The sequence below is a fragment of the Microcoleus sp. AR_TQ3_B6 genome, assembly GCF_036702785.1.
In the GTDB taxonomy this organism is placed as follows: domain Bacteria; phylum Cyanobacteriota; class Cyanobacteriia; order Cyanobacteriales; family Microcoleaceae; genus Microcoleus.
Genome location: NZ_JAUBVJ010000039.1, coordinates 17,932 through 44,578 on the forward strand (window position 1 = coordinate 17,932; position 26,647 = coordinate 44,578).

Here is a 26,647-nt window from a genome sequence, read left to right on the forward strand (position 1 = left end):
GAAGGGAAACTAGAAATATTATTTAATTTCTAGAGCCTCGTTTAACTACTGACAAATACTTCGGGTAGTGCTGTACCCTCTCCGGAATATTACCGAGAAATTTTCAAAATTTACCCGATCGCACAACCTGACTCAGCGATCTAAACCACTAGGGTTTTGTAAGGGCGATTGCGGTTCGGATCGTACAGATAAAACTGGCTCGGCGGCGGCAGGAAAAACAGCATAGTGCCCCCCTCGCGGCTGCTGTTCTCGGTTTCGCTGTTGTTCTTAGCGCCGCTGACACCGCTGCTAGTGCTGCCACCGCTGACAGTAACAGACTCTCCATCGGTTAGTTCGGTGAAGAATGAATGTGGTTGATTTTTTGGCATGGAGAACTCCTATTAATGCCTATGTACTTACTTACTTACTACCTACGCATCGAAAAACCCGGTAACACTGCCAAAACTCTTTGCTGAAACGCCATATTTTCCTAAGTGTTGCCCGCTGGCTTCACTCCTGTTGATGTTTGGGGAAGTTTGCGGGTGGTAACGGCAAAGCTGTACGGATTTTTACATTTACCCTGTGAATTTTGATTGAGACTTCTAAACATATTCTTGGTTTCCGGAAAGCTGATAATAAAAGTGACAAAAGAAATAAGCGATCGATCTCTCCCTCTCCCCCAACTCAAAACTCGAAACTCAAAAGATTCCCCTCTCCCCCTTGCCGCCATGTCTCTCACTCCTGAACCCACACCCGCTGAAATTTTTGACAACGACCAGTTTTTGCCCCCTGTCAGCCGCTGGACGACATTGGGGGGCATTTTGATGGTGGCCACCTTTGGCGGGGCGATCGCCCTTGCTAGCGTCACCAAATACAGCGCTACAGTCAAAGCAGACGCCATCGTCCGTCCCGCGGGAGAAGTGCGCGTCGTGCAAGCAGCCACCGAAGGAACCGTCGAAAGCATTGCTGTCAGCGAGAATCAGACAGTAAAAGAAGGAGATGCGATCGCAGTTGTAGACGCTTCCCGTTTGGAGGCTCAAAAAAAGCAGTTACAAGAAATAATTAATCAGTCTCAAACATCAGCACAGCAAATCAACCAGCAGCTGCGCGACTTAGAAAATCAAATTTTGGCCAGCGCCCAATTTAAAAGCATCGAAAGTGACAGTTCCGCCCAACAGGAATTAATCGAATCCGCTTTAGTAAAATTCGCCAAATCGCTGCCGGATGTCGCCGAAAGACTCGGGCGAAGTCGGCGGGTTTTGCTCGTCAAGCAATCCTCCATTCAACAACAATTGATTCAAGCTAAAAAAGAGCTCAATCAAATTGAGTTAAAACTCGAAAATAGCGTGATCCGCGCGCCCGCTGATGGTACAATTCTCAAATTGGAAGTACAAAATACTGGTCAAACCGTACAAGCCGGCAGCGCGATCGCCCAAATCGTCCCCAGCGACGTACCCCTCGTAGTCAAAGCCAAAGTGACATCCCAAGACATCGCTCGCATCCAAATCGGCCAACCCGTACAGATCAGGATTTCGGCTTTGCCTTTCCCCGATTACGGCACATTAAAAGGAACCGTCAGCGAAATCGCCCCAGATGCGATCGCCCCTCAAAATCCCACTAATAATTTAGGTACAGCTTATTACGAAGTAGCAATTAAGCCCCAACAAACTTATTTAACAAAACTCGAATCCACCAGGGGTCAATTCTTCGGAACCCCCCAAGCCAACGTCCCCCGCCAGTATTCCATTCAATCGGGAATGGAGGGCCGAGCCGATATTATTACCGGCGAAGAAACTGTTCTGAAATTTGTTTTGCGCAAAGCAAGGTTGCTGACAGATTGGTAATTAGTCAACAGTGATTGGGAATTAGCCTGTAGAGTGCGTCAGTCTTGAGGTTAGTCTGAAAAATTTGGATTTTACCGACTGACGCACCTTACTTTATATTTGTTCTTTGTTTGACATTTGGCGATCGTAGGTATACTGTAGATTGTAGTAGATGCCACTGTCAACTATCTTAATCCACAAATCCAAAAGTTAATCTAACGTCATAAGCTGGTAACTAACCACTAACCAACTCGCAACCAATGGGGAAGTACAGGCGACCTAGAATTAATTTCGTTTTGGATGAGGATATTAGAGACGACTTAACGGTATGGGCTAAGGAGGAAGGACGCACTATGAGCAATCTTGTAGAGCGAATTGTGACAGCCGCAGTTCAAGGAAAGCGGAACAGTCACCCAAACCAAAACCCGCTCATCCCGGAAGAACGAGCGGAAAAAGGAGGCACTAGCAAATAGATAAACAGGTGTCTAGTATTTAAAACAGTCAGGAACCCCATAGCTAAAGCTAGGGGCTTGTAGACTGTCCGGCTCTTTGAGCGGGATGGCATAAGCCGAACCTGACCAGGCTAAGTCCTTCGAGGACTACGTTTCCTGAGTCATGACACCAACGAATGCTCCGCCAGTTCGTTGCTCTGTCGCTAAAAGTTAAACAGTTCTAAGGGGTTAAGACAGTGCTTTTAGCCGAACAAGCTCATTAAACATTGCCGAGGCTAACATTACACGCAAGTAGAAGAGACGCAAAAATGTCTAATTTTATTTTTGTTCTAGACACGAAACGGCGACCATTATCACCCTGTAAACCAGGAGTAGGGCGGTCATTGTTGAAGGCAGGTAAAGCATCTGTTTTCAGGCGATTTCCCTTCACGATCATTTTGAATAAAGAGGTTGATGCTAGTCCTAAATTATTAGAACTCAAGCTCGATCCAGGCTCAAAAACTACTGGTATTGCCATCAAGCAGGGCGACAAGATAATCTTCGGAGCCGAACTACAACATCGAGGACAACAAATTAAAAAAGCACTGCTGTCTCGTCGTCAAATCAGGCGAGGAAGACGCAATCGCAAAACTCGATATCGTCAGGCACGATTCCTCAATCGCACCCGTCCTGATGGTTGGCTAGCTCCATCCTTGCAGCATCGGGTCGAAACAACACTCACATGGGTTCACAAGTTGATTCGATTTGCACCCATTGCCAGCATTCTTCAAGAGCTAGTGCGGTTCGATTTGCAACTCATGCAAAACCCTGAAATCTCAGGCGTTCTGTATCAACAAGGAGAATTGCAGGGTTACGAAGTCCGCGAGTATCTCTTGACAAAATGGAATCGACAATGCCCTTACTGCTCGGTTAAAAATGTACCGTTCGAGATTGAACACATTCAGCCCAAGTCAAGAGGTGGCTCTGACAGGGTTTCTAACTTGACGATTGCCTGTCACGATTGCAATCAAAAGAAAGGCAATCAGGATGTTCGAGCATTTTTAGCGACTAAACCCGACCTGCTAAACCGCATTCTCAAGCAGGCAAAATTACCCCTCAAAGATGCAGCAGCGGTCAACTCAACCCGATGGGCATTGTTCAATGCACTTAAAGAGACGGGATTGCCCGTCACTACTGGCACGGGCGGACAAACTAAGTTCAATCGTAATCGATTAGAGTTGCCTAAATCGCACTGGCTCGATGCTGCGTGTGTGGGTAACGTTGAGACGCTCGAAGTCTTGAGTTCAAAGCCGTTACTGATTGCAGCAAAAGGGCATGGGACGCGACAGATGTGCGGTACAAACAAGTATGGCTTTGCTACTCGACACAAGTCCAGAGTGCAAATTCACAAAGGGTTTCAGACTGGCGATCTTGTCAGTGCAACCGTTACCGCAGGCAAAAAAGTCGGCTCTTATGTAGGGCGGGTTCTCTGTCGTGCTTCAGGTAGTTTTGATATCGTAGCTAAGTCTGGGAGAGTGGCAGGCATTAGCCACAAATATTGCAGTCCAATCCACAAAAAAGATGGCTATAGTTACGCATTTTGAAGAAAGGAACTTCAATGCGACTGAAGTCGCTGCCGCTTTCCTCCCCATGTCTAAAGCCAGGGGCTTCTCGCTCGTTTTTTGGTGACAAACCTAGTAGAACCAGAACCGTCAGAACCAGAAAACATACACAGCGCTACTGACCCCCAGAAGTGCCGGGAGATGGGGCGCAAGTACAGATAGAGGTTGAAGCGTATGGAACAAACAAGCGATCGCATTTTCAAGGTCAATTGCGTGTTTTATGGCGAACAAACCTCTTTTGAGGACAGTCGTTTTGGAGATACCGACGATGAATGAAACTTGGATAGTCTTTAAAGCTGAATCACTCTGGGCCCATGGCTGGGAAGAACGCAAGCTACTGCCCGTCGGTGGCTTGACCGATATTTTGGCAACAGAGTGGGACTTTTCGGGGAAATTGCCTCAAATCGGCGATCGCGTGCGAGAGTATGCAAACCTCGAAGATCCCGGCAACGGAATCACCCACGGTCGAGATGGAAACTGGATTGTTAAGAGTATCCACCAGTTCTCTTCGAGCGACACAAACCTGTGCATCGCGGTATGTTATTGCGCTTATGAACCCGTTGAGTCTAAATGGGTTGAATTAAAACGAGGAAAGCCTGTTAATGAGATTTTGCAACCCGCTGAAATTGGGTAGAAATCTCAGTCTTTTTGATTAATTATCTTAAGTCCGCAACGGCGGACTTTGTTTGATAATACGGGGTTTAAACCGCGCCCTTCAATCGATTTTAGATTTTAGATTTTAGATTTTAGATTGACCCCACGGATAAATGCGGGGGCTTGAGGATTTTCGATTTTCAATTTGGGATTGATTCCACGGATAAATGCGGGGGCTTGTACCACCTTTGAAATTCTTGGTCATCAAGGCGGTAACTGCAATTGCCAACCTCAAATCTCCCATCTCAAATTTCCAATCTGTATACCAGTATTCCAAGTAAAAAGAGCCGTTATTTGGCAGAATCGTCCCTGCGCCGAAGCGATAGAGATTCCCGAATTACCCGAATTTTTTGTAAATTTTAACGAAGAGGCTCTGAAATTGAAATAACGTGTCAATATAGAAATGTGAGTTCAATTCTATTCTTTCCTCATGGCTAAACAGCGCGTTCTTTCTGGAGTTCAGCCAACAGGCAATCTTCACCTCGGCAATTATCTCGGTGCCATTCGCAACTGGGTAGAAGGTCAAAGTCAGTACGAAAATTACTTCTGCGTAGTCGATTTGCACGCAATTACCGCACCGCACAATCCAGCAACTCTAGCCTCCGACACTTACACGATCGCCGCACTCTATTTAGCTTGCGGCATCGACTTAGAATATTCTACTATTTTCGTGCAATCCCACGTCTCGGCGCACACAGAACTAGCATGGCTGCTCAACTGCATTACGCCGATTAACTGGCTCGAAGATATGATTCAGTTTAAAGAAAAAGCAGTTAAACAAGGCGAAAATGTCAACGCAGGCTTGCTAAATTATCCCGTGTTGATGGCAGCAGACATTTTGCTCTACGATGCCGACAAAGTGCCAGTGGGAGAAGACCAAAAACAGCATTTGGAACTCACCCGCGATATTGTGATCAGATTAAATCACCAATTCGGCACACCCGAAAAGCCAGTCTTGAAACTTCCCGAACCGTTAATTCGGACTGACGGTGCGAGGGTGATGAGTCTGACTGACGGCACGCGCAAAATGTCGAAATCTGACCCTTCCGAACAAAGTCGAATTAATTTATTGGATTCGCCAGATACGATCGCCAAAAAAATCAAGCGCTGCAAAACAGATACCGTGCGGGGTTTGACTTTTGACGACCCCGATCGCCCCGAAGCTAGAAATTTGCTGACACTTTATCTCCTGCTTTCCGGCAAATCTAAGGAAGAAGTAGCAACCGAGTGTGAAAACATGGGTTGGGGAGAATTTAAACCCTTGCTCACAGAGACGACAATTAATGCCCTCAAACCAATTCAGGATAAATACAAGCAAATAATGGACGATCCGGGATATTTAGAGTCTGTACTGCGTGGCGGAAAGGAACAGGCAGAAACTATTGCCAACCAAACTCTAAATAAAGTTAAAACCGCTTTCGGTTATTCTCTGCCTAATTAGTCTTCCTTATTCCTTCTTTTTACCCCCTCGCGACTCGTGTTCAGCGCAGCCGCCCGCGTAGCCTCCGCGAAGTAAGTCGAAGGAATTTCTTCCTTCAAAATCAGAAGGAACCCGCGATAATTAATCCGTGTATCCGTGTCAAAATCAGTGTCGTGCCTTCTTCCTTGAAATAACTATGAACCGTTTTCGCACAGCCTGCACCACCCCCGGAGAATTTATAATTACCGCCGAAGTCGCCCCGCCAAAAGGCGGCGATATAACTCACACAGTTCAAATGGCCCAAGGCCTCAAAAACAGAGTTCACGCAATTAATATCACAGACGGGAGTCGCGCAGTGCTGGGAATGTCCCCCCTAGCAGTTTCGGCGATTTTATTGCAGCACGGAATTGAACCCATTTGTCAAGTTGCTTGTCGCGATCGCAATCAAATTAGCCTGCAAGCCGATCTCATGGGAGCCCACGCTTTAGGCATTCATAATATCTTGGCACTTACAGGCGATCCAGTCAAAGCCGGCGATCATCCTAAAGCAAAAAGTGTATTCGATTTTGAATCAGTGCGGCTGTTGCAAGCCATTCAAAAAATGAACAGTGGCAAAGACTGGAATGACAAAGCTTTAACAGACGGAGTTACCGACTTATTTGTCGGTGCTGCTGTCGATCCGCAATCCCCCAGTTGGTCTGGTTTGCAAAGTCGATTTGAGAAAAAAGTAGAGGCGGGAGCACAGTTTTTTCAGAGTCAATTAATTACAGATTTTGAAGTTTTGGATAAGTTTATGCAACAGATTGCGGCTGGCTGCAACAAGCCAATTTTAGCAGGAATTTTTCTGTTTAAATCAGCTAAAAATGCTGAATTTATTAAAAAATATGTGCCGGGAGTCCACATACCGCAAGAGACGATCGATCGTTTGGCCTCTTCTCCAGAACCCTTGCAGGAAGGCATAAAAATTGCGGCCGAACAAGTCCAGCTAGCGCGGCAGATTTGTCAAGGAGTTCACCTAATGGCTGTGAAGCGAGAAGATTTGATTCCTCAAATTTTGGACATGGCCGGAATCGCTCCGCTGAGCTAAAATTAACCGTAGGGGCGGGTTTTATCAACTATCAATGCCTAAAACTAACGCTCTCGTAAACCCGCCCACCCCGGCGCTACCATTTTGAACATCAATAAAACAATCATGCTTCAAACTGTAGACAATCCAACCACTTCTCCTGCAGTCGAACAACGTTTCACTTGGCCCGGTTTGACATGGCATCAATTCAAGGCAATTCAAACAGGCTTTGAAGACGTGCCGGGGGTGCGATTATTTTACTGCGATGGAGTGTTAGAAATTGTGGGTCCTGGAAGGTTGCATGAAGCGATTAGGTGTTTGATGGGCTTGCTAATGGGACAGTATTTTCTGCAAAGAAGAATTGTATTTTTTCCCAGCGGTACTTATAGTCAGATTGTCGAAGAGCAAGTCGAGTATCAGGCAGATTTGTCTTATTGTTTCGGAACTATTAAAGATGTTCCAGATTTATGTATTGAGGTAGTTATCACTAGCGGTAGTCCGATTAAACTTCAGAAATACCGACGGATGGGAGTCCCGGAAGTCTGGTTTTGGGAAGATGGCACTCTAGAGCTTTACCATCTGCGAGAGGAAGGTTACGATCGCATTGCTAGCAGTGAAATACTGCCGGAGTTAGACTTGTCTTTGCTCAAACGCTGCATTTTGTTTGCTTCTCCTTTGGATGCGCTTGAGGAGTTTTCTAGAGGAATGGGCGATCGGCAAAGTTGACCAATAAACTACTTGTGAAATTGCTCGATCGCTTGCAGGGTAATTAAAAGGGTGACTAAAACGGTGATTACATAGGAGAAACTGGCTGTGACTGACTCAGAAATGCCTAATTTAGATAGCATTAAAACAATCGATACTCGCATCTGTGAAGTTACAGTTTACACCGATCGAGCTTTGGTGACGCGCCGCGGCACGGTGGCCTTGACGGGAAACGAGCGAGAATTGGCGATCGCACCTCTCCCCGCAACCCTCGAAACAGAGTCAGTCAGGGCTACGGGTGCGGGTACAGTTGCTGTGCGATTGCTGGGAGTGCGCAGCGAAAGAGTGTTTAGCAGCGAACCTGTAGCGGACGGCATCGCCGAATTAACCCAACAGATCCAAGAATTAGAAAGCCAAGAACGGGCAATAAAAGACAAGTTAGTTGCCCGAAGAATTCAACTCAAATTTGTCCAAAATTTAAGCGAAAAAAGCGCCCGTTTCTTTTCCCGCAGCATCGCCAAACAGCAGGTAGGTTTAAACGAAACTGGCGCATTGCTCAACTTTTTAGGAACCAATTACCTAAAATATGTAAGTGCGATCGCGCAGCACGAAAGACAACAGCGCAAATTAGACAATCAAATACGAGCTTTAAAGGATAAGTTACAACACGTAAGGACTTCCCATTCCCAGCAAAGTTTTAACATCATTGTCGCCATAGAACCAAGCGGCAGCGGCAACTTTGAACTACAACTTTCCTATGTAGTAAAGCGAGCATCTTGGACTCCCCTTTACGACTTGCGAGTCAATACCACCAACAACCAAATTAATCTCCATTACCTAGCCGATGTCAAACAAAATACAGGCGAAGATTGGACAGGAGTAGCGCTGACATTATCTACAGCAAAACCCGGATTGGGAAGTCTCCCACCACAACTAAAGCCTTGGTATATCGAGATATTCGAGTTAAAGGAACCCGCTGGTCACGATCCATCAGATGATGATTTCGGAAACCTAGAAGCGCTTTTTGTAGGAGGTGATGCAGGCCATTCATTCCCCAGTGAAGGACAGCGCATAGAAGCTGAAATAGCAACAGCTCAAGTATCCCGAGAAGGCGGCACAGTCTCTTTTCAAATAGGCGAAAATACCAATATTCCCAGCGACGGTTCGAGGCAGAAAGTGACGGTTTTTAGCGAAAATTATCCCTCTCAACCTGAATATATTGCCGTCCCACACTTAGTCAGTTTTGCCTATTTGCAAGCAGTTGTTGTGAATCCGCTGACAGGTGCAACTCTGCTTCCGGGTAAAGCAAATATCTTTCGCGACAACACTTTTGTCGGGACTGTGCAGTTAGAAAATGTTTCTCCCGGGCAAGAATATAAACTGAATTTAGGAATAGATGAAGGGTTAAAAATAGAGCGGCAATTAGTGGAAAGACAAGTAGATAAAAAACTTATCGGCAATCAGCGGCGCACGAGTTACGCCTATCGTTTGAGTGTGACTAACCTGCGGCAGGTGCAGGTACACCTGACACTACAAGAGCAATTGCCAGTAAGCCGCAATGAACAAATTAAAGTGCGGTTGACTCTCACTAATCCGAAGATAGTAGCAGGTGAAATGGGACTGCTAGAATGGATAATGTCTCTGCCACCGCAAGCAAAGCAAGAGTTATATTACCAGTTTGTGGTCGAACATCCTCCCGATTTAACAGTCATCGGTTTAGATATTTAATATCAGTCAGTTGTCATATCAAATCCGTTAGCATCGGAATAGTAAATTCGAGTTGACGGTTGACGGTTGACGGTTGACTGTTCACGGCGTCAACAGTCCACAGTCAACCGTCAACATCACGGACGGTGTAACTGGAAAGGATATGAGTACCAATTTGCTTGCATTACAGCATCGCTTTCAAAAGTGCCAAACTTGCGAATATATCCATCCTAAATCATTTGTGAATTTCTTACTCCCGGACCGAACTCGCGGGGAGGGCTGGGGTGGGGTAAAAAATTTACAACTCCTGCAAGGATTGCTATATATCCCAATTGATTGCCAATTCCCCCAAGAACCGACAGAAGCATTCAGCACCTCAACTTGCTTTTTTATGCCCAACAAAGGCGCCTCAAACAATTCTGGAATAGTTTCTTTCCGATCGGTGGTATTATTACCGTTAAGAACCGAATCTCCTATCATCAAAATTCTGAGAGTACCTTCAGTCTTTGCTGAATCGATTTGTTCAGAACGCTGAGAAAATTGATTGTACTCAATTCTATTGCCAAAGCGATATACAAGTTGATTTGATGCAAATATATAGCCAGCATTGGCATCAGCTTGCAGCAAGGGAGGATTTCCGAATCCGAGCAAGCGCCAGGCAAGTTCTATGGCACTCAAAGAGGCGATCGCACAACCGGGAATTCAATACTTAGCTTTCAAAATTTTACCTGTAATTGGTAAACTGCAAAGCCACGGGGTAGTCTTCTTGCTTCAAACGTTGAATCACCAACTGCAAATCATCCTTATCCTTAGCAGACACCCGCACTGCATCTCCTTGAATCGAACCTTGAATCTTCTTAAATTCATCCCGAATCAATTTAGTAATCTGTTTCGCGATTTCCTGACTGATCCCTTTTTTCAGTTTAATTTCTTGACGCACGCGACTGCCGCTAGCAGGTTCAACTTTGCCGTAATCAAAAATTTTCAAAGATAAATTCCGCTTGGCGGCTTTAGTTTGCAAAACAGTGTGAATTGCATCGAGAGTAAATTCGCTGTCCGTATTGATAGTAATGGATTCTGCGCCCAATTCCACGGTAGTTTTGGTATCTTTCAAATCGTAGCGACTTTGAATTTCCCGCACTGTTTGGTCAACAGCGTTAACTAATTCTTGCCTATCGAAATCGCTGACAATATCAAATGAATAACTAGCAGCCATAAACTAATAATTGGTAATGGGTAATTGGTAATGGGTAATTGGTAATGGGTAATTGGTAATTAGTCATTAATTAAGCCTTTCTTAACTAATGACTAATGACTAATGACCAGTGACTAATAACAATTAGCCCTTAACAGCTATCAAACTGAAATAGAATAAAGAAACAGTGCAAGAAGAACTAATCGCAAACATGAGCGATCGCGCCAGGGGCACATTCAGAATATAGAAAACCGAATACAACAACCGAGCGATCGTAAAAGCGATCGCCGCCCAACCTGCCACCTCCGAATCTACCCCCGTCACAAAAGCCATCAAAGCCGCCGCTGAAAACAGCATAAACGTCTCAAAAGAATTTTGGTGAGCCCAAGTTGCCCGCTGAGCGTAAGCAGGCAACCTCTCAAACATAGCGCGGGGGGCTGCTTGGTCGTAGCCTACCTGCAAGCGGGCGAGGGCAACCACCAAAAACGGTGCATAAACCAGCGCTGCTGCTGCAGCAATACAATCAAGCAGAATAACCGACACAGGCAATCCCAACAGCATTATCCGCCTCGCATTTCAATCAAAATAGAACAGAGTAACCACCTTGCGCTGTTCCTCCGCATCCTGGCAAGTTTTCAGCAAAGTGTGGCTTTCGTGAAAAGCAAAACAGATCAGTTGCTGGCAGCGAGAAATGATCTCCTGATTGCACATGGCGCTTGCTTCCGGGAGAGACAAACTGTCATTTTTGGGATTTTCTACCAAATGTATCACTTGTTCGAGCTGGTCGCGAGACTCCCGGGGCTGGCGGCTCATGCTTTGTGGCAAAATTACTGTCAGCAGATTAGGATCTGCTCGCATTGCCCCCCGAATTGCGGCTGAATTGGTGCCTGTAGCGCCTGAAGTGATGAGCTGATTGCCTCCCAGAACTATGGCGTAGCTCAGCATCTCAATTAGCTGCTGGTGGGTAATAGGAACGTGGCGAGAACCCAAAAGAGCAATCCGCTTGGAGCTGGTTTGCTGGATCGCCGCAAGTTCTTGTAAAAAATCATCTACTCTGGGTAGCTCAATTGATTGACTCAAAGAATTTATTAAATTAAATAAAACTACGTTGTGGATTTTAGCAGACTCACTAGCCATTGCCGCCAAAAAGAAGTTAAGAATTGCTGATTTACCACATTTGACGAGAGGATGGGGAGATTTGAGTTCGCCTGAAGGCAGAATGTCTGAAGGCATTCGGCAGCCGGAGCTCAAGGTAGAATTCAATAAAAATTGAGAATTTAAGAATTTTGGATTTTTTTTATTTAAACAAAAAATTCTCTCTGCCGAATGCCCACTGCCGAATACCTTATTCCCTCAGATCCGGCTGCCGAATATCGAACGATCCGGCTGCCGAATTAATGGACTTGATCGCCCAGGCCCAAGGATGCGATCAGACCCTCAAGGTCAAAATGTTGTGCCATTAGCTGAGTAACGCATTCCACCTTGATCGGTTCGTGCAGGCGCACGTTGCCAAAGGTGCTGTCGATAATTTCCACGGTGGTTAAGGTATCCAAATCAACAGACAAAACTGGAATTTCCATTTCTTCTGCCCTGCCGATCACGAGGGGAGAAGGAGGCAAGTGGCCTGTCAAAATTAAGCACTGAGTCGAGCTTTCCAGGGCCGCTAGCTGAATGTCAGTGCGATCGCCCCCGGTCACCACCGCCATATTTCTCGCTTTGCGGAAATACTTCAGAGCAGAACTCACATTCATCGCGCCAATTGTCAAGGTTTCCACCATCAAGTCCAAACGGTCTTTACGGCAGAGCACATCAGCTTTCAATTGGTGCACCAATTCTTTGACGCTGACACTGCGCAGCAAAGCGCTTCTCGGCAGCATTCCCAAAACTGGAATACCCGCAGCCTCCAGAAAAGGTCGCACAGTCGCCGTTACCGATTCGAGTTTGTCCGAGGGTACGTCGTTGAGTACCACCCCCAGCAACCGCGAACCCAAGCGCCGCTTAGCCGACAGCAAATCGTCTACATACAGATCGATCGGGCGGGCTATCAACAGCACAGAGGCCTCAATTGCCTCAGCAACTTGAGCCAAAGACAAATCAAACAGACTGCCTTCCTCCAAATTAGCTGGGCCTTCTAACAGCATCAAGTCTCCGCTGGGAGCTTGCAAATATTGCGCTAAAGACTGGCGGTAATCTGTCTTGTCTTCTCCCCGCAAACGCTTGTGAACAGTCTCTTCGTCCAAATACACCAGTGTGGACGGCATCTGGCTTTCTGAGAGCTTCAGCGTCTCTACCGCAAACCGCACGTCTTCGTCCTCGGTTCCAGCTCCGGGCGAGCTGAAACAGGTTCCCAGAGGTTTGCCGTAGGCGACGGCCAGTCCTTTTCCCCGGAGTCCGAGTGCCATCCCTAGGGCGATGGCAGACTTGCCGCTGTAAGCTTTTGTGGAACCGATCAGCAAATATTTAGTCAATTTTGGTACGCCTTCAATCCTCAATTTACACCTGTCTATTTCAATAAATTTAGTTTTTTCTACAGTATTTCTGAACAGACCCTCAATTTGGCAATACTATTATACTCGATTTTGTCGCTTTTGTGCAGATAGTTTTTTTGATTAAAACTCTTATTAACCTGTTGGCAACTCTTTGTTTAACATTTTTTCACCACATATATATTTTTAATATATATTTTTAATATATATTTTACTCGGTGTTTTTGAAAGCTATTGATAGACCGTAATTGCCTTAGCTGCCGCTTTTAATTGTGACTATTTTTCGCAACTCTTATTGCGATTATTAGACTTGAATGCTGAGCAAAGTAAAATAAAAATAACCTGGAAAACGTAAAAATTATATCACTTAAAGCTCGTGCTTATAGGAAATTATGGTAGTTTTTGATTGAAAAAGTATAGGTAGTGTGTAGCGAAAAACCACGGTTTTTATCCTAATTATTTTTGCATAAAATTGAGAGGAAACGGTATTATTAGTTATTAACTATTAGTGGAATTACCCCAGTTGCCGAGGATATTTGGAACTGCGGTCTAGAAACTATTTAGGAGAAGGATTCTAGCTTCTAAACACATAAGTTTTCTGCTGCGTGGGCTGGCATTTGGGCCGCCCAAAGGCTGATTGCGATGCCATCCCGATCGGAGATCGAGGGCTGTAGATAGAGTTTCCTTAGCCGGGCATACTGCGTTTTCCTCTCAGCTACGGAGCCGCAAAAGTTTAACGAAATCGGACGGCGCGATTCGCCTTTGGGCGGCGATAGCTTCGCTCGCGCGTACTCGCACAGCACCAATGTCCTATCATAGGCTTTCCTTGCTTGTTCCACAACAAATACAGCAACTGTCAATTGCATGAAATACAGCTAGGGACTCAGACCAAGCCTGAGTCCCTAGGCGAAATCTGTATCCCGCTTAACAGAAAACTGCTGTAGATTGGCCGAAAGCGGTGGGAAGAAGTGCGATCGCCCAAAGAGCTTCTTGAGAATAATCCAACAACTCAGTTACTATTGCGCCGATCGGCTGCGGACCATCTAAATTTAATACAGAGACGGGTTCTCGGGCCCGTCGCACAATAATTGTAGAAAAATTGACTGTCAAATTAGATGCACAGCAGCTTAATATCAAATCCGTTAGCATCGGAATAGTAAATTCGAGTCAACAGTCAACAGTCAACAGTCAACATCACGGACGGTGTAACCGTCCATGATATAACATAGGACTGGCGCACCAATCATGTAATGTCGCCGTCGAGAGTGGCGTTACACTATTGGTGCGCCAGTTATAGCGCCCGTCAATCGATTTTAGATTTTAGATTTTAGATTTTAGATTGAAGAAAGCGACCAGACTGATAAATCCGGGGGTTGGCGATCGGGATTCAGAGCTTTTTTCTCGATCCACGAATCAATCCGGGGGCCCCGGATTTAATTGCTTGATTGTCAATTGCTAAATTTCGGCAGCGTGGCTGCGGTGAAAGTTATTCATCCATGCGCATCAGCTTGCGGTAAAACGTTTTAGAAAAATCGACGGTACGAGTCCGCTGAAAAGTCAGGAGTACCTCAATTAAGCAAGTGACAAACTCAGAGCTTTGCATAGTCACTTCGTAGCTGAGTTCAGCATTGCCGTCAAACAACACCCGACAGCGGGTTAAGTCGATCGGCAGCGACGAGATATTCCAACTAGCGACAAACGGCACGTCCTCGCCCCCATCAATTTTTCTTGCCCCCTCCAAGCTTTTAAGCTTGTAGAGGCTAATAGCGTGCGCCAAAAACTTGCGCCTGGGCTCTTGACAGAAAGGGGCGTAGACTTTCACTTCTTTTTCGTCGGCTGGCTTGAGTTGAGGAAGAGACATATTTCCACTTCAAACAATTATTACTAACAGATAGTTGAGATCCCCTGAAAAAACTAGCAGATATTCCTGGTCGATCGCAAGCAAAAGTCATCCCAAAGAATCTATGCCATGCCCGTTTACCCGGCGGGTCTGTGAAGCAGCGAGCCCGCGGATTGTCCTCCCGTCTGCTTTCGACAAAAGACCAGAAACTGGTACAGTAAATACTTATCTCTAAAATCAAAAACTATTGGTGGTTGAATCAAGTAACCTATGCAGGAGAGTTCTTGGCCAGAAAACGACGCTCGCAGCGAGCTTAACTTGGACATCTGTGATTTAGCTCAAGAAGAGCTCAAGAGTTTGACCTCGAACTCGAAGGTCGGCAAAGTATTTGCCATCCCAGACATTGGCGACACGGTGTTTGACGCGGAAACAAAAGCTCATCTCCCGGTTGCGGTGTCTGTGCCGGGAACTCCCTCTTTTGCTCCAAATCTGTACCGGGGACGGCGGGGAAAAGCCGCCGCCGTGCTGACTGCGATTTGGGGCGGCACGATCGCCCTGCACTTGATTTCTTGGGGTGCGTGGGTAGTGTGGGGGTTGACGGCACTGCTGTGGATGCAAGCATTTCGAGTTTTGTTTGCTTCGCCCAAGCCCGCACTGCCGCCTCTGGCCGATGAAACTCGAGAGGATTGGCCCTACGTGTCGCTGATGGTGGCGGCGAAAAATGAGGAAGCGGTGATTGCCCGATTCGTAGAATCAATCTGCAATGTAGACTATCCGATCGACCGCTACGAAGTTTGGGCGATCGACGATCACAGCAGCGACGGCACGCCGCTAGTATTGGAACAGCTAACCAAAAAGTACCCCCAGCTCAAAGTATTTCGCAGGGGAGCAAATGCCAGCGGCGGCAAGTCGGGAGCCCTGAATCAGGTGTTGCCACTGACTCGCGGGGAATTTGTGGGAGTATTTGACGCCGACGCGACGGTAACGCCGGATTTGCTGCGCAGAGTGCTGCCGGTGTTCGAGGAACAACAGGTAGGAGCCGTGCAAGTCAGAAAAGCGATCGCCAATGCTTCGGTAAATTTTTGGACTCGCGGCCAAGAAGCAGAAATGGCTCTCGACAGTTTTTTCCAGCAGCAGCGGATTGCGATCGGCGGCATTGGAGAATTGCGCGGTAACGGCCAATTCATGCGTCGCAACGCCTTGGAACGCTGCGGCGGCTGGAACGAGGAAACGATTACCGACGACCTGGATTTGACAGTGAGGCTGCACCTAGACCGATGGGACATTGAATTTCTCGCTTTCCCAGCCGTGTCAGAAGAAGGAGTCACTAACGCTCGCGCCCTGTGGCATCAGCGCAATCGCTGGGCAGAAGGTGGCTATCAGCGTTATCTTGACTACTGGCGGCTAATTTTGCCGGGTCGCATGGGAACTGGGAAAACTTGGGATTTATTTGGATTTTGGGTATCTCAATATTTCTTGCCCACAGTAGCGCTACCCGACTTTTTGATGTCAATTGTGCTGCGCCGGATGCCGATCGCCAGTCCCCTAACTTTTATGACCCTTACTTTGTCGGTGGTGGGAATGTTTGTCGGTTTGCGCCGCACTCGCAAAGAGACCAAATTTGATGTAAGGCGAGTTTTTGCCACCTTGCTGCAAACCCTGCGGGGTACTGTTTATATGTTCCACTGGCTGTTGGTAGGGACTGTGACGGCTCGGATTGCGGTACGGCCCAAGCGGCTCAAATGGGTCAAAACCGTCCATCAAGGTGCCGATAGTAGCCTCAAGTAAACAATTAGCAGAAATATCTCGGCACAGTATTGCCCAAAGTCCGAAGATTTTCGGAGAAAAAAAAACACCAACGCTCGCCAAAGATGTCCCCGCCAGAGCCTCAGAGTAAAATTTGGCAATTCCGAGAAAAAAACACTTTGAAACAGCTTAGGTAATAGGTAATCGGCGAGCGGTAATAGCGAATAAGTAATCGGCAATACAAAAGTCGAAAATTAAAAGATAAAAGCGAGAAATTTTAACTTTTAACTTGACAAAAAACCAATTACTATTTATTAATTATGAATTGCCAATTAGGACGAATTGCTTGTTGCCAACTACCCGTCACCCGTAATTGATAATGGATTTGTTAGAGTACCAAGCTAAATCTTTATTTCGCCAGATGGCAATTCCGATTTTGCCGTCGCAGCGGATTGACAATCTCGCCGACCTCAAAGGACTGAAAATTCCCTACCCCGTTGTACTAAAATCTCAAGTGCGGGCTGGGGGACGGGGGCGGGCGGGCGGTATCAAATTTGTGGAAAATACGATCGATGCAGTAGCTGCCGCCCAAACAATTTTTAATTTGCCGATCGAGGATGAATATCCCCAAGTCCTGCTGGCAGAAGCAAAGTACAACGCCGACCAAGAATTGTACTTAGCGGTACTCCTAGACCCCGTAGCGCGACGCCCGGTCCTTCTGGGCTCGAGACAAGGAGGTATGGATGTCGAAGGGTCGATCGAGCAAATGCAGCAAGTTGCCGTAGACCAGGAATTTTCCCCATTCTACGCGAGGCGTCTCACGCTGAAAATGGGATTGCAGGGAGACTTGATTCAATCCGTGAGCGCCATAGTCGAGAAAATGTACCGGCTGTTTGTCGAAAAAGATTTAGATTTAGTAGAAATTAATCCTCTCGGCATCAGTCCCAGGGGAGAGGTAATGGCTTTAGACGGTAAAGTCACTGCCAACGACGATGCCTTGGGGCGGCATCCAGATTTGGCAGCACTCTCTCAGAAGAGGCTCTTGGGCGGGTTGGCACAGGAAAGGAGAAGTCCCAATGCCCCAGGCGATCGCCCCCATTCCAGCTCGAAGGTTCAGCAATCGGCGGAGTTTGACCCCAAATCTCAATCCCCAATCTCGAATGCCGACTCCCTGCAATTAATCGAACTAGACGGGAATATCGGCATTTTGTGCAACGGTGTGGGGCTGACAATGGCAACTCTGGATGCTGTAACCCACCAAGGAGGAAAACCAGCTAATTTTGTGAATATGGGTTCCCTAGACCGCTACGATGCAGCAAATGCCCTGCGCGATCGCGCGGATTTGGGTCTGGAGTTAGTCGCTCAGGATAAAAACGTTAAGGTGATACTTGTAAATATTTTGGGCAGCCCCTCCAAGAGCGAGGAAATCATCGCCGCAGTAGCGGGGTATTTGGAACGGAAAGCTCGCGCTAACCGCCACATCCAAATTGTGCTGCGCCTGGTAGAGATTGATGCTGAGGCTGTTAAAAAGCGTTTGGGACAGTTGCCGGTGCAGCTAGCAAGCACTTTGGATGAGGCTGCGGCCACCTCTGTATCCTCCGCCAAGTAGCGGCAGCGGCAGTCGTGAGGCAAAAGACAAGAGTTATGCACAGACGAAGGCCTTCTGCTTTTTAAACATCGAGTGTCAAGTGGGAAAAAATGAATTTAACTCCTGAAAGCAAAGTCCTAGTACAGGGCATTACAGAATCTCCCGCGTCAACCCGCTCCGCCCTGATGATGAAAGCATACGGCACGAATGTAGTCGCCGGTGTCAGTCCCGGTCGGGGGGGGCTGGAAGTGGAGGGAATTCCGGTTTTTGATTTGGTAGAACAAGCAGTGGCGGCAGTGGGTCACGTTGACACTGCGGTAATTTTTGTAGATGCTTACTCGGTGCTGGATGCGGCTCTAGAAGCGATCGCGGTAGGAATTCGGCAAATCGCGATCGTCACTGGGGGAGTACCTCCTCTGGATATGGTGCGCTTAGTCAGAAAAGCAGAAGCCACCGAAACTTTGGTAATCGGGCCCAACAGTCCGGGGATTATTGTACCCGACAAATTGCTGCTGGGAACTCACCCCAAGGAATTCTACACTCCCGGCCCGGTGGGGGTGATCAGCCGCAGCAGCACTTTGACTTACGAAGTTGCCCTAGAACTGACTGAGGCGGGGTTGGGACAGTCGATGGCGGTTTGTATTGGCTGCGACGCGATAGTCGGTTCTTCTTTTATGCAGTGGCTGCAAATTTTGGACGAAGACGACACTACCGAAGCTATGGTTTTGGTGGGTGAAGTTGGCGGGTGGAGTGAACTAGCTGCTGCTTCTTACATCGCCGAGGCGATCGACAAACCCGTAGTTGCTTATCTGGCCGGCCGCTACGCTCCCAAGGGGCCGTCCTTGGGCCACGCCGGCATCCTGATCAGTTCTCGGGCTGCTGCCCAGAAAGCCTTTGGAGTTACGGCCCCAAACAAAATGGCTGCCTTTGAAGAGGCGGACATACCTGTGGCGGCTCGACCTTCGGAGGTTCCTAAGTTGCTCAAAAAATTGCTAAAGAAAAATTGATTGCTTTGGGAGTTTTCACCATAGTCCTAACCCTCTTTGAGGTTGGGATAGGGGTAGGGCGGGGGCGGGTTTTGTCTCAACATTGTCTGCAGAATGCCACAACAGCAGGCTAAAGCCGCCCCCCGACACATTTATCAAGAAACTGGGTTTAAAACCCCGTCCTTCTAGGACGGCTTTCTCCCAGCATAGGGGATACGCCACGTACTTGTGCTTGTAAAGTTTTGTGAATTACTAGGTAGTATTAAGCCAATACTGCTAGCATAAGGAGATCGTGATGAGGTCGAAGTCATGCTAGTTTTTGAATTCAAAGCATACGGTAAAAAACAGCAATTTGATGCTGTAGATGAAGCAATTAGAACAGTACAGTTCATTCGTAATAAAGCATTGCGCTTTTGGATGGAAAACGAAAAAGTCGATAAATACGACTTAAATAAGTACAGCGCTGTTTTAGCTAAAGAATGGACGTTTTGCGATGACTTGAACAGCATGGCTCGGCAATCAAGCTCGGAAAGAGCGTGGTCGGCAATCTCCCGATTCTACGACAACTGTAAAAAGAAAGTCCCAGGAAAAAAGGGTTTTCCGCAGTTCCAAAAAGACAACCGCTCGGTCGAATACAAGACTACTGGCTGGCGTCTGGCAGACGACCGGAAATCTATCACTTTTACCGACAAGAAAGGAATCGGGAAACTAAAATTAAAAGGAACGCGCGACTTACACTTCTATCAGCGCAGTCAAATCAAGCGAGTACGCTTGGTAAGACGAGCAGATGGATATTACGTCCAGTTCTGCATTCAAGTTGACCGCTCTCTTAAGATTGAAGTCACGGGTAATGCCATCGGATTAGACGTGGGACTGAAAGAGTTCTATACAGATTCTAATGGTGTTGCAGTCGAGAATCCGCGTTTTCTGGGCAAAGGAGAGCGCAGGTTAAAGAAAGCCCAAAGACGAGTTTCAAAACGAGTCAAGGGTTCGCAGAACAGAAGAAAAGCTAGAGTGATCATAGGAAAGCGCCACCTCAAAATAAGTAGACAACGTAAAGATTTTGCTGTGAAATTAGCAAGATGCGTCATCCAGTCAAACGACTGTGTAGCCTAGGTCGATTTGAGGATTAAAAATATGGTGAAGAATCACTGTCTAGCCAAATCAATTAACGACGCATCTTGGTATATGTTCCGAGTGTGGTTGGAATATTTTGGCAAAGTATTCGGAAGGATTACGATTGCCGTACCAGCTAACGGAACCAGCCAAGAATGCTCTAGATGCGGAACAGTTGTTAAGAAAAGTCTATCAACGCGAACCCACGCTTGTCGGTGTGGATGCGTATTAGATCGTGACTGGAACGCAGCTAGAAACATCCTAAGTCGGGGATTGAGTACGGTGGGGCATGCCGGAACTTGGATTTTAGATCCGAACGCTTGTGGAGAATTGACCACTACCGATGTTGAAGTGATTCTGCATCGGCAAGTCGATTCTGCGAATCAAGAATCCCCTCGGCTTTAGCCAGGGGAGTGTCAAAATCTCCTTACCACAGCCCTCTGACCGGTCTGTCAGGCTGCGGTGCTGGCGCACTCAAGGGTGCGGGTTCGACCCGGCGGCGCGCTGGAGGCGCAGTTGTTGGTCCAACGCTGCGCTGAGGTTCGATCGGGCTTTCGGGACGAGTTGTTTCAGTTGTGCGACTTGTCGATCGCATCACATCTTGAAGCAGGCTTTGCAGAGTTCCCGCTAAACTCTGAAGTTTCCCAACAGTGCCACTAATACTAGCCACATCTACGTAAACCTCGGCCAGAGGATACTTTTTCAGGATTTCCAGCAGCGATACCTTACCGTCGTCCCCGGCTGCCAGGATCACCGCCGCCCGCAGCGCTTTGCCGCTTTCTGTGCGGCGCTGAGTCCGAATTGCTTGACCGATTTCGTCAGTGATTTTTTCTCCCGGGGTGCTGTAAACTACCCTGGCCAGATTAGCCGGCTTTAAACCGATTTCTAAACCCATCAACCCCCGCAGTATTTGCGCGTCCATTTTGGAGAACCGGATAATTTGTTGGAGGGTTGGCGTCGTCGTACCGTCTTTAGCAAAGTCTTCTAAGTCGCTGATATTGATGGCTTGTCTGATCGGGCCAAATGTGAGGACAACTTTTTGGGCTCCTAAAGCTGTACTGCTGCTAGATAATATGCTCGCGCTAGCTCCTAAAAGTAGGGCAATGCCGATCGATACAAATTTTGTTAATTTCATTTTCACGTTCACCGCTCGATTAAAATTATTTTTTTGAGATTTGTACATTATAGATGCAGCAGCCATATTCTACCAGGTCACGAAGATAGTCCCAGTTCCCAAACACAATGCAACTGTAGGCACGTCATCTAAACCCCGAGCTTCATTAGTCATTCCTCATTCTTCAATTCTTTAATCTAAAATCTAAAATGGTATCAGTTGTGGCAGCGTCACACCCACACTCTCAACCGACATTTTTGGTCGCTCTCGACTTTAAGAATAAGTAATCACATCTACAGAAATATTTTTTCTTCTATGCATTCTGCCTTCTACCTTCTACATAAGTGCTTTCCCATTAAAGTGCCTTCAGCCTTATACATAAGTACCTTCTAAAAGTTATCCCAACCGCCCTGACGGTGAGGACGTTCTTAATTGCCGAAACATAAGCGGTCGATAGCTTCTTCCTTCTCTCCTATATCGCTAAAACCTTCTTCCTTTTCTCCGTTACATCCGTTACATCCGTTACATCCGTTACATTTATTACATCCTCTCCAAATGAATCCGTTGCCGAACTTCCTTCTGCTATATGTTGAAAACCAAGCGCAAAGCCAAGAAATCCAAACACAAGCATAGCCAAAAAACAACAGCGCTAAGCAAAAAAGAAGTAGCGGCACAAAAACGCAAAACTTCACAAAAGCGCAATGAATTGCGGCAGGCGATCGCCATAAGCTGCTTAGTCAGCGTTGCTGTCAGCATCCCCCTGTTGCTCGTAGCCCCCCCTAAGATTGCTATTGGAGCAGGCGCCGTCGCAGCCATCTTACTGCTTTCCTACAAATACCCCCGTCAAGCTTTGTGGGCTTTTCTAATTTACCTGCCTTTTAGCGGTACAATTACTTACGCAATTGGCGGCGGGAATGCTGCATTTCAAGTAGCCAAAGATGCTTTCTACATACCAGCTCTCATCGCCCTAATTCAAAGCTGCAAAAAGAAACAGTTGCCCCTGTTCATTCCCAAACAAATGCTTTCTACCTTCAGCATCCTGTTGATGATGGCAATGCTGACTTTAATTTTTGTCAACGGGGAGATGCAGCTCAACCCGATGAAGGGCGACAAACCAATTCTGCAAGGAATTCTAGGCTTAAAAGTATTGATAGGTTACATACCGCTGATCGCTTGTACCTATTATCTGCTCCGCACTAAGAAGGATTTAGTATTTTTTAGTCGAATGCACGTCGTTTTAGCGATCGTTTGCTGCCTTCTCGGTTTGATTCAGTACCTGTTGCTGCAAAGTGGAAAGTGTGCGGGCACCCGAGGAATGATCGGAGAAGAACTATATAAAGCAACGCTGCAAGCTAGATGTTTGGTCGGCGGTTCTTTGGTGTTCAGTCCAGAAGTCAAATTTATCCGCTTGCCAGGAACTTTTGTAGCGCCTTGGCAGTGGGCGTGGTTTTTAATTTCTAATGCTTTTGTAACCTTTGCCTCGGCCTTTTGCGACCCTTCATTCTGGTGGCGAGTGCTCGGTTTATTTGGCATGGCATTAGTATTTGCAAATGCAGTTATTTCCGGTCAAAGAGCTGCTTTAGTTATGGTTCCCGTTGCTACGGCCATCCTGCTAGTTCTCACAGGTCAAGTAGTTAATTTAAAACGATTTATTCCCATTGCAGCAGGACTGGCGATTCTGCTGTTTGTCGGTGCAGCAAGTAACCCGGGAATTATCGAGCAGCGGTGGGAGAGTTTTGTTAGCCGCTGGAATGCTGCACCACCCCAGCAGTTTCTCTTTAATCAGTTGGAGCAGAGCCACAATTTTATCATTGACAGACCTCTCGGTAGAGGTGTGGGACGAGCTACTAATTCAACACGGATATTTGGGGCCACGCAGCTAATTGAAACTTTCCAACCTAAGTTGATATACGAACTCGGTTATCCGGGAATGATTGCTTTTCAAGTCATGCTTTTACACTTGGCTTTTCTAACTTTTAGAGCTTACCGATCTGTGAAAGACAAAAGTTTGCGGAGTTACGGAGCTAGTTTTTGGGTGTTTGTGGGATTTATTACGGTCAATACTCAATACTATCCGCTGGATGTAGATCCAGTGTCCGTGTATTATTGGGTTTTAGCTGGGGCGATTTTAAAGTTGCCCACAATTGACAAACAGGTGCAGGATGAAAAACACCAGGAACTTGAGTCAAATGATTGGCAAGTTCACCAGCAATTAAAGGAGAAAAAAATTATTGCATCTGCGCCAATTTGAGGGTCTTGGACGCAGAACCTCTATATTGCAGGTTTGCAGTGCGCACCTTACCGCTATAAGTAGCAGATTAAACCACTTCCTAAGCCCTGTATTAATTAACCCGTAACTTTACTGCGGTTGCCAAACCGGAGTGCTAGCCTTCAAATCTTTGTCGTTTGTCAATTTACTCAATCCCGAACCGTCCCGATTAATTACATACAAGTTGCTTTTGTCGCCTGGGATTTCATTATATATAAAAGCGATTTCCTGGCTGTCATAAGACCAAGCTAATTCATAAATTTCCGACGGTTCTAGCCGAGGAGTTAGTTGATTTAGCTGGTTCCCGTCAGCATTGATTGTGTAGAGTTTTTGATTGTTGAACTCTCCGGCTACGAAGGCAATAAGTTTGCCATCCGGCGACCACGAAAGTTCGCCGTAGTTTCTGGGTTTTTGGGTAAGGTTCTTGGCTGTCCCCCGGTTAATGTCGAGCAGGTAGATATCTTGCTGTTCGCCTGCTAAATCGCCCGGTTTATTGTAATAGTAAGCAATGCGGCTGTTGTCGGGCGACCACAATAGTTTGACGTTGTAAACCTCATTTTGCGGGTTGTTTGTCAAATTTTTGAGGTTGCTTCCATCGGCATTAATTGTGTAAATTTGTTGTTTGGGATAAGCGCCGAACAAGAAAGCAATTTTTGTGGCATCGGGCGACCAAACAAGTTCACTCCCGCCGGATATATATTCGCCGGGACTTTTAGTTAGTTTGGTCATTGCCGAACCGTCGGCATTCATTTTGTAGATATTTTTATCCTTGACAAATGCTACTTGCTGACCGGACGGCGATAGGTAAAATTTCGAGGAAATTTTCGTTTGAGGCGGCTCTCCTCCTACTTCCAAATTCCGAACTAATTTAATTCCTTTAATGCCAGAAGTGTCGCTTGTATAAAGTGATTGACTGCCGGGAGTATCAGAGGTAAAACCGTCGCAAGAACGGGCAAAAAGAAGTTTCTGGCTGTTGGAAAACCAAGCTATTTCAAAATTAGCTGCTTTGCAAGCATCCCCAACAAACTGTTTAGTTAGTCGAGAACCGTCAGCATTGACTGTATAAATGTCGGTGTCTCCGCTAACGAAAGCCAGTCGCTGGCCGTTGGGCGACCAAACTAGGGTAGGGCTAACCTCTATATTGGGTGCAAGTTCGCGGCGGGCCCAACTGGTAGCATTGACCGCAAATAAATTGTTTCTCGCCTCGCTGCCGCGCATCTGGAGGGCGGTAAACGCTAGTATCCTTAGTTTTTGGGCTGCGGGCGTTCCGGGGCCCTGAAGGCTCAAAAACAAGCTGATTAAGAGTGTTAGTGAAAATAGGCCGATCGCACTTATCGGCCATAATTTATTGAAGCGGAAAAGTTGCATAATTTGCAACAAGCTTTTCAGGAGCGGGGAAGAGGCCCAACCCACACTCAACTTAAACTCTTCTGGAAGAGGCTTTTGTGGAACAAACCTCTTGGCTGTTCCATATCCCAGGGGGAAATGCAAGTTAAAACGCATTTTATCGATTCATCTGCTAATTTTCAAAGTGTTTGTCTGTCGATATGTCTCGACAGCCTCAAACTCTGTTTAATTCTGCCAATAATTAGCTCAAACATTTTTTTTCGGGACGGATTCTTGCTGCTGGGCGGCATCCCTAACTCGCAACACATCAAATTCAAGTCAGTTGCGCTCATTGCCAACAATTTTTGCCTGACCTCTTCTTCATTACCGTTCTTAGCTTGTAAACGCAGTTCTTCATAAACTTCTAGAACATTGGCAGCCGATAAATTAGCAGGTTTATTTACATCAGCACCCGTGGGAATATCCGAAGCTTTTGACCCAGCAGAAAGCACTCCCCGCTTGACTTGAGTTTCCAGCCTGGTTAATTTTCTAGAAACGTCCCGCAAGATTTCCTTAAGTTCGCCAATTTGCTCAACTAACCCCCCGCTTTCTTGTTCGGAAGCAGCCAAAATTTCTTTTTTACTCATTTCAGATACTCCTCACACTCGCGCCATAGTTTTTCAAATTCTCTAACTAATTCTCGCGGCAGTTCCCCCTCATTAATCGCCCGTTTTAGCCCGACGCTTTCCCGAATAGTCGATTCTAAAAATCTAACTTCTATGTTATTGTCTTTTGATATCTCAGCACAAAGTCTCTTTACTTCTCTCATGTAAAACTGAACTTCATTGGTCAGCAATCCTCCATAGATTTTAGCTTTATTCATAAACACTGCAATTTTGGGAAACGGATAAGGCTCAATCCGTTTCTGGAGCGAGTTTAAAACTAAACTCAATCCCCTAGAACCAAAATAATCGGGATTGACGGGAATCAATATTAAGTCGCAGCAAGAGAGTACGCTGTAGGTGAGGAGACTGAAGGAAGGTGAACAGTCAAAAAGCATCAAATCGTATTGGGGGAGATTGGCTGAGTTGGCGATTTTGCCGATGAATCTGCGGATGAAGTCTTTAACACTTTTTCCCTCAAATCCATCGATATCCAACCAATACAATTCTTCAACTGAGGGGACAAAATGCAACTGTTCGTCAATCTGATAAATGGTGTCGAAACCCACGGGAAATTTAAAGTTATGTCCGGCTTTTTTAAAGACTTCTAAAGCGTCGTAAATTGTAAGTCTATGCTTGAGAGATTGTTCGTACCACTTACCAAACTTGTCATCTAAATGACCTGTATTTTCGTTAAGTCCGATCGCCTCTGTGAGCGACATTTGCGGATCTAAGTCTAACATCAAGACTTCTAAGTCGGTTCCTTGGGATATAATATTTCCCAGACTCCAAGTGACGGTGGTCTTTCCGACACCGCCTTTGAAGTTGATTACGGCTATTGATTTAGGACTCATGGCTAGTTTTCTTTGGATTTTGCTCAAATATAAATTAAAACATATTGTGTGACTTTGT

General features: G+C 46.4%; 25 protein-coding genes and 1 pseudogene. 13 read left to right on the forward strand and 13 right to left on the reverse strand.

Translation table 11 applies throughout. From position 1 onward, the window contains the following. Nucleotides 1–140 precede the first annotated feature (140 nt). On the reverse strand, nt 141–368 hold the full coding sequence (locus QUB56_RS19010) for a secretion protein HlyD (protein ID WP_332957250.1): 228 nt from the start codon (nt 366–368) through the stop codon (nt 141–143). A gap of 252 nt (nt 369–620) precedes the next feature. On the opposite strand from QUB56_RS19010, the gene QUB56_RS19015 reads away from it, so the two are divergent. The 8 genes from QUB56_RS19015 to QUB56_RS19050 all read left to right on the forward strand — a co-directional run bounded on the left by QUB56_RS19015 (nt 621) and on the right by QUB56_RS19050 (nt 9,428). After that, nucleotides 621–1,823 (forward strand): HlyD family efflux transporter periplasmic adaptor subunit, encoded by a 1,203-nt coding sequence (locus tag QUB56_RS19015; protein WP_332957252.1) that lies wholly within the window; start codon nt 621–623, stop codon nt 1,821–1,823. A 239-nt stretch (nt 1,824–2,062) separates the two neighbouring features. Then, nucleotides 2,063–2,275 carry a ribbon-helix-helix domain-containing protein gene (locus tag QUB56_RS19020; RefSeq protein WP_332957253.1) on the forward strand — a complete coding sequence of 71 codons (213 nt, stop codon included), beginning with the start codon at nt 2,063–2,065 and terminating at the stop codon, nt 2,273–2,275. A 287-nt stretch (nt 2,276–2,562) separates the two neighbouring features. Continuing rightward, complete coding sequence (gene iscB, locus QUB56_RS19025; protein ID WP_332957254.1) at nt 2,563–3,837, forward strand: RNA-guided endonuclease IscB; 1,275 nt, start codon at nt 2,563–2,565, stop codon at nt 3,835–3,837. A gap of 238 nt (nt 3,838–4,075) precedes the next feature. Then, on the forward strand, nt 4,076–4,489 hold the full coding sequence (locus tag QUB56_RS19030) for a hypothetical protein (protein WP_332957256.1): 414 nt from the start codon (nt 4,076–4,078) through the stop codon (nt 4,487–4,489). Between the two features lie 450 nt (nt 4,490–4,939). Continuing rightward, on the forward strand, nt 4,940–5,950 hold the full coding sequence (gene trpS / locus QUB56_RS19035; protein WP_332957258.1) for a tryptophan--tRNA ligase: 1,011 nt from the start codon (nt 4,940–4,942) through the stop codon (nt 5,948–5,950). Nucleotides 5,951–6,125: 175 nt separating this feature from the next. Next, nucleotides 6,126–7,016, forward strand: a complete 891-nt coding sequence (locus tag QUB56_RS19040; RefSeq protein WP_332957260.1) for a methylenetetrahydrofolate reductase — start codon at nt 6,126–6,128, stop codon at nt 7,014–7,016. 105 nt (nt 7,017–7,121) lie between these two features. Further along, the gene (locus QUB56_RS19045) at nt 7,122–7,721 is read left to right on the forward strand and encodes a Uma2 family endonuclease (RefSeq protein WP_332957263.1); all 600 of its coding nucleotides are present in this window, start codon (nt 7,122–7,124) and stop codon (nt 7,719–7,721) included. Between the two features lie 87 nt (nt 7,722–7,808). Further along, nucleotides 7,809–9,428: a mucoidy inhibitor MuiA family protein gene (locus QUB56_RS19050; protein WP_332957264.1), complete on the forward strand. Its 1,620-nt coding sequence runs from the start codon at nt 7,809–7,811 to the stop codon at nt 9,426–9,428. 177 nt (nt 9,429–9,605) lie between these two features. On the opposite strand, the gene QUB56_RS19055 is transcribed toward QUB56_RS19050, so the two are convergent. The 8 genes from QUB56_RS19055 to ebsA all read right to left on the reverse strand — a co-directional run bounded on the left by QUB56_RS19055 (nt 9,606) and on the right by ebsA (nt 14,949). Then, nucleotides 9,606–10,085, reverse strand: a complete 480-nt coding sequence (locus QUB56_RS19055; RefSeq protein WP_332957265.1) for a hypothetical protein — start codon at nt 10,083–10,085, stop codon at nt 9,606–9,608. A gap of 46 nt (nt 10,086–10,131) precedes the next feature. Next, nucleotides 10,132–10,623 (reverse strand): YajQ family cyclic di-GMP-binding protein, encoded by a 492-nt coding sequence (locus tag QUB56_RS19060; RefSeq protein WP_332957267.1) that lies wholly within the window; start codon nt 10,621–10,623, stop codon nt 10,132–10,134. A 123-nt stretch (nt 10,624–10,746) separates the two neighbouring features. Beyond that, on the reverse strand, nt 10,747–11,163 hold the full coding sequence (locus tag QUB56_RS19065) for an MAPEG family protein (RefSeq protein ID WP_332957268.1): 417 nt from the start codon (nt 11,161–11,163) through the stop codon (nt 10,747–10,749). 15 nt (nt 11,164–11,178) lie between these two features. Then, on the reverse strand, nt 11,179–11,682 hold the full coding sequence (locus tag QUB56_RS19070; RefSeq protein WP_039887610.1) for a hypothetical protein: 504 nt from the start codon (nt 11,680–11,682) through the stop codon (nt 11,179–11,181). Between the two features lie 314 nt (nt 11,683–11,996). Further along, nucleotides 11,997–13,094 (reverse strand): phosphotransacetylase family protein, encoded by a 1,098-nt coding sequence (locus QUB56_RS19075; protein WP_332957269.1) that lies wholly within the window; start codon nt 13,092–13,094, stop codon nt 11,997–11,999. 575 nt (nt 13,095–13,669) lie between these two features. Further along, nucleotides 13,670–13,954: a hypothetical protein gene (locus QUB56_RS19080; RefSeq protein WP_332957271.1), complete on the reverse strand. Its 285-nt coding sequence runs from the start codon at nt 13,952–13,954 to the stop codon at nt 13,670–13,672. Nucleotides 13,955–14,012: 58 nt separating this feature from the next. Then, nucleotides 14,013–14,237 (reverse strand): hypothetical protein, encoded by a 225-nt coding sequence (locus tag QUB56_RS19085; RefSeq protein ID WP_332957272.1) that lies wholly within the window; start codon nt 14,235–14,237, stop codon nt 14,013–14,015. 337 nt (nt 14,238–14,574) lie between these two features. After that, nucleotides 14,575–14,949, reverse strand: coding sequence for a type IV pilus biogenesis protein EbsA (gene ebsA, locus QUB56_RS19090; RefSeq protein ID WP_332957273.1), 375 nt, complete (start codon nt 14,947–14,949; stop codon nt 14,575–14,577). Between the two features lie 249 nt (nt 14,950–15,198). On the opposite strand from ebsA, the gene QUB56_RS19095 reads away from it, so the two are divergent. The 4 genes and pseudogenes from QUB56_RS19095 (at nt 15,199) to QUB56_RS19110 (ending at nt 20,769) form a co-directional block, all read left to right on the forward strand. Further along, nucleotides 15,199–16,716 carry a glycosyltransferase family 2 protein gene (locus QUB56_RS19095; protein ID WP_332957274.1) on the forward strand — a complete coding sequence of 506 codons (1,518 nt, stop codon included), beginning with the start codon at nt 15,199–15,201 and terminating at the stop codon, nt 16,714–16,716. A 337-nt stretch (nt 16,717–17,053) separates the two neighbouring features. Next, nucleotides 17,054–18,283, forward strand: a complete 1,230-nt coding sequence (locus QUB56_RS19100; RefSeq protein ID WP_332957276.1) for a succinate--CoA ligase subunit beta — start codon at nt 17,054–17,056, stop codon at nt 18,281–18,283. Between the two features lie 89 nt (nt 18,284–18,372). Next, a complete protein-coding gene (locus QUB56_RS19105) occupies nt 18,373–19,269 on the forward strand; it encodes a CoA-binding protein (RefSeq protein ID WP_332957278.1) in 897 nt (298 codons plus the stop codon). Between the two features lie 288 nt (nt 19,270–19,557). After that, a pseudogene (locus QUB56_RS19110) lies at nt 19,558–20,769 on the forward strand (RNA-guided endonuclease InsQ/TnpB family protein). Between the two features lie 22 nt (nt 20,770–20,791). Here the strand turns inward: QUB56_RS19110 and QUB56_RS19115 are convergent. Then, nucleotides 20,792–21,499 carry an alpha/beta hydrolase gene (locus QUB56_RS19115; RefSeq protein ID WP_332957279.1) on the reverse strand — a complete coding sequence of 236 codons (708 nt, stop codon included), beginning with the start codon at nt 21,497–21,499 and terminating at the stop codon, nt 20,792–20,794. Between the two features lie 565 nt (nt 21,500–22,064). Between QUB56_RS19115 and hpsL the strand changes: the two genes are divergently transcribed. Next, complete coding sequence (gene hpsL, locus QUB56_RS19120; RefSeq protein ID WP_332957280.1) at nt 22,065–23,729, forward strand: hormogonium polysaccharide biosynthesis protein HpsL; 1,665 nt, start codon at nt 22,065–22,067, stop codon at nt 23,727–23,729. A 108-nt stretch (nt 23,730–23,837) separates the two neighbouring features. On the opposite strand, the gene QUB56_RS19125 is transcribed toward hpsL, so the two are convergent. The 3 genes from QUB56_RS19125 to QUB56_RS19135 are packed head-to-tail and all read right to left on the reverse strand — an operon-like array spanning nt 23,838 to nt 26,589. Beyond that, nucleotides 23,838–25,250 (reverse strand): DPP IV N-terminal domain-containing protein, encoded by a 1,413-nt coding sequence (locus QUB56_RS19125; protein ID WP_332957281.1) that lies wholly within the window; start codon nt 25,248–25,250, stop codon nt 23,838–23,840. Nucleotides 25,251–25,273: 23 nt separating this feature from the next. Then, a complete protein-coding gene (locus tag QUB56_RS19130; protein ID WP_332957283.1) occupies nt 25,274–25,720 on the reverse strand; it encodes a hypothetical protein in 447 nt (148 codons plus the stop codon). After that, entirely contained in the window at nt 25,717–26,589 is an 873-nt protein-coding gene (locus tag QUB56_RS19135) for a ParA family protein (protein ID WP_332957285.1), read from the reverse strand. The genes QUB56_RS19130 and QUB56_RS19135 overlap by 4 nt, the downstream gene beginning before the upstream one ends. Between the last annotated feature and the right edge of the window lie 58 nt (nt 26,590–26,647).

Excerpts from the sequence above, each read along its gene's own strand:
- QUB56_RS19060 (WP_332957267.1), bottom strand. The coding sequence starts at position 10,623 with ATGGCTGCTAGTTATTCATTTGATATTGTCAGCGATTTCGATAGGCAA.
- iscB (WP_332957254.1), top strand. The coding sequence starts at position 2,563 with ATGTCTAATTTTATTTTTGTTCTAGACACGAAACGGCGACCATTATCA.
- QUB56_RS19130 (WP_332957283.1), bottom strand. The coding sequence starts at position 25,720 with ATGAGTAAAAAAGAAATTTTGGCTGCTTCCGAACAAGAAAGCGGGGGG.
- QUB56_RS19040 (WP_332957260.1), top strand. The coding sequence starts at position 6,126 with ATGAACCGTTTTCGCACAGCCTGCACCACCCCCGGAGAATTTATAATT.
- trpS (WP_332957258.1), top strand. The coding sequence starts at position 4,940 with ATGGCTAAACAGCGCGTTCTTTCTGGAGTTCAGCCAACAGGCAATCTT.
- QUB56_RS19080 (WP_332957271.1), bottom strand. The coding sequence starts at position 13,954 with ATGCAATTGACAGTTGCTGTATTTGTTGTGGAACAAGCAAGGAAAGCC.
- QUB56_RS19085 (WP_332957272.1), bottom strand. The coding sequence starts at position 14,237 with ATGCTAACGGATTTGATATTAAGCTGCTGTGCATCTAATTTGACAGTC.
- QUB56_RS19065 (WP_332957268.1), bottom strand. The coding sequence starts at position 11,163 with ATGCTGTTGGGATTGCCTGTGTCGGTTATTCTGCTTGATTGTATTGCT.
- QUB56_RS19020 (WP_332957253.1), top strand. The coding sequence starts at position 2,063 with ATGGGGAAGTACAGGCGACCTAGAATTAATTTCGTTTTGGATGAGGAT.
- QUB56_RS19030 (WP_332957256.1), top strand. The coding sequence starts at position 4,076 with ATGGCGAACAAACCTCTTTTGAGGACAGTCGTTTTGGAGATACCGACG.
- QUB56_RS19100 (WP_332957276.1), top strand. The coding sequence starts at position 17,054 with ATGGATTTGTTAGAGTACCAAGCTAAATCTTTATTTCGCCAGATGGCA.
- ebsA (WP_332957273.1), bottom strand. The coding sequence starts at position 14,949 with ATGTCTCTTCCTCAACTCAAGCCAGCCGACGAAAAAGAAGTGAAAGTC.
- QUB56_RS19115 (WP_332957279.1), bottom strand. The coding sequence starts at position 21,499 with ATGAAATTAACAAAATTTGTATCGATCGGCATTGCCCTACTTTTAGGA.
- QUB56_RS19125 (WP_332957281.1), bottom strand. The coding sequence starts at position 25,250 with ATGCGTTTTAACTTGCATTTCCCCCTGGGATATGGAACAGCCAAGAGG.
- QUB56_RS19105 (WP_332957278.1), top strand. The coding sequence starts at position 18,373 with ATGAATTTAACTCCTGAAAGCAAAGTCCTAGTACAGGGCATTACAGAA.
- QUB56_RS19095 (WP_332957274.1), top strand. The coding sequence starts at position 15,199 with ATGCAGGAGAGTTCTTGGCCAGAAAACGACGCTCGCAGCGAGCTTAAC.
- QUB56_RS19010 (WP_332957250.1), bottom strand. The coding sequence starts at position 368 with ATGCCAAAAAATCAACCACATTCATTCTTCACCGAACTAACCGATGGA.
- QUB56_RS19045 (WP_332957263.1), top strand. The coding sequence starts at position 7,122 with ATGCTTCAAACTGTAGACAATCCAACCACTTCTCCTGCAGTCGAACAA.
- hpsL (WP_332957280.1), top strand. The coding sequence starts at position 22,065 with ATGTTGAAAACCAAGCGCAAAGCCAAGAAATCCAAACACAAGCATAGC.
- QUB56_RS19135 (WP_332957285.1), bottom strand. The coding sequence starts at position 26,589 with ATGAGTCCTAAATCAATAGCCGTAATCAACTTCAAAGGCGGTGTCGGA.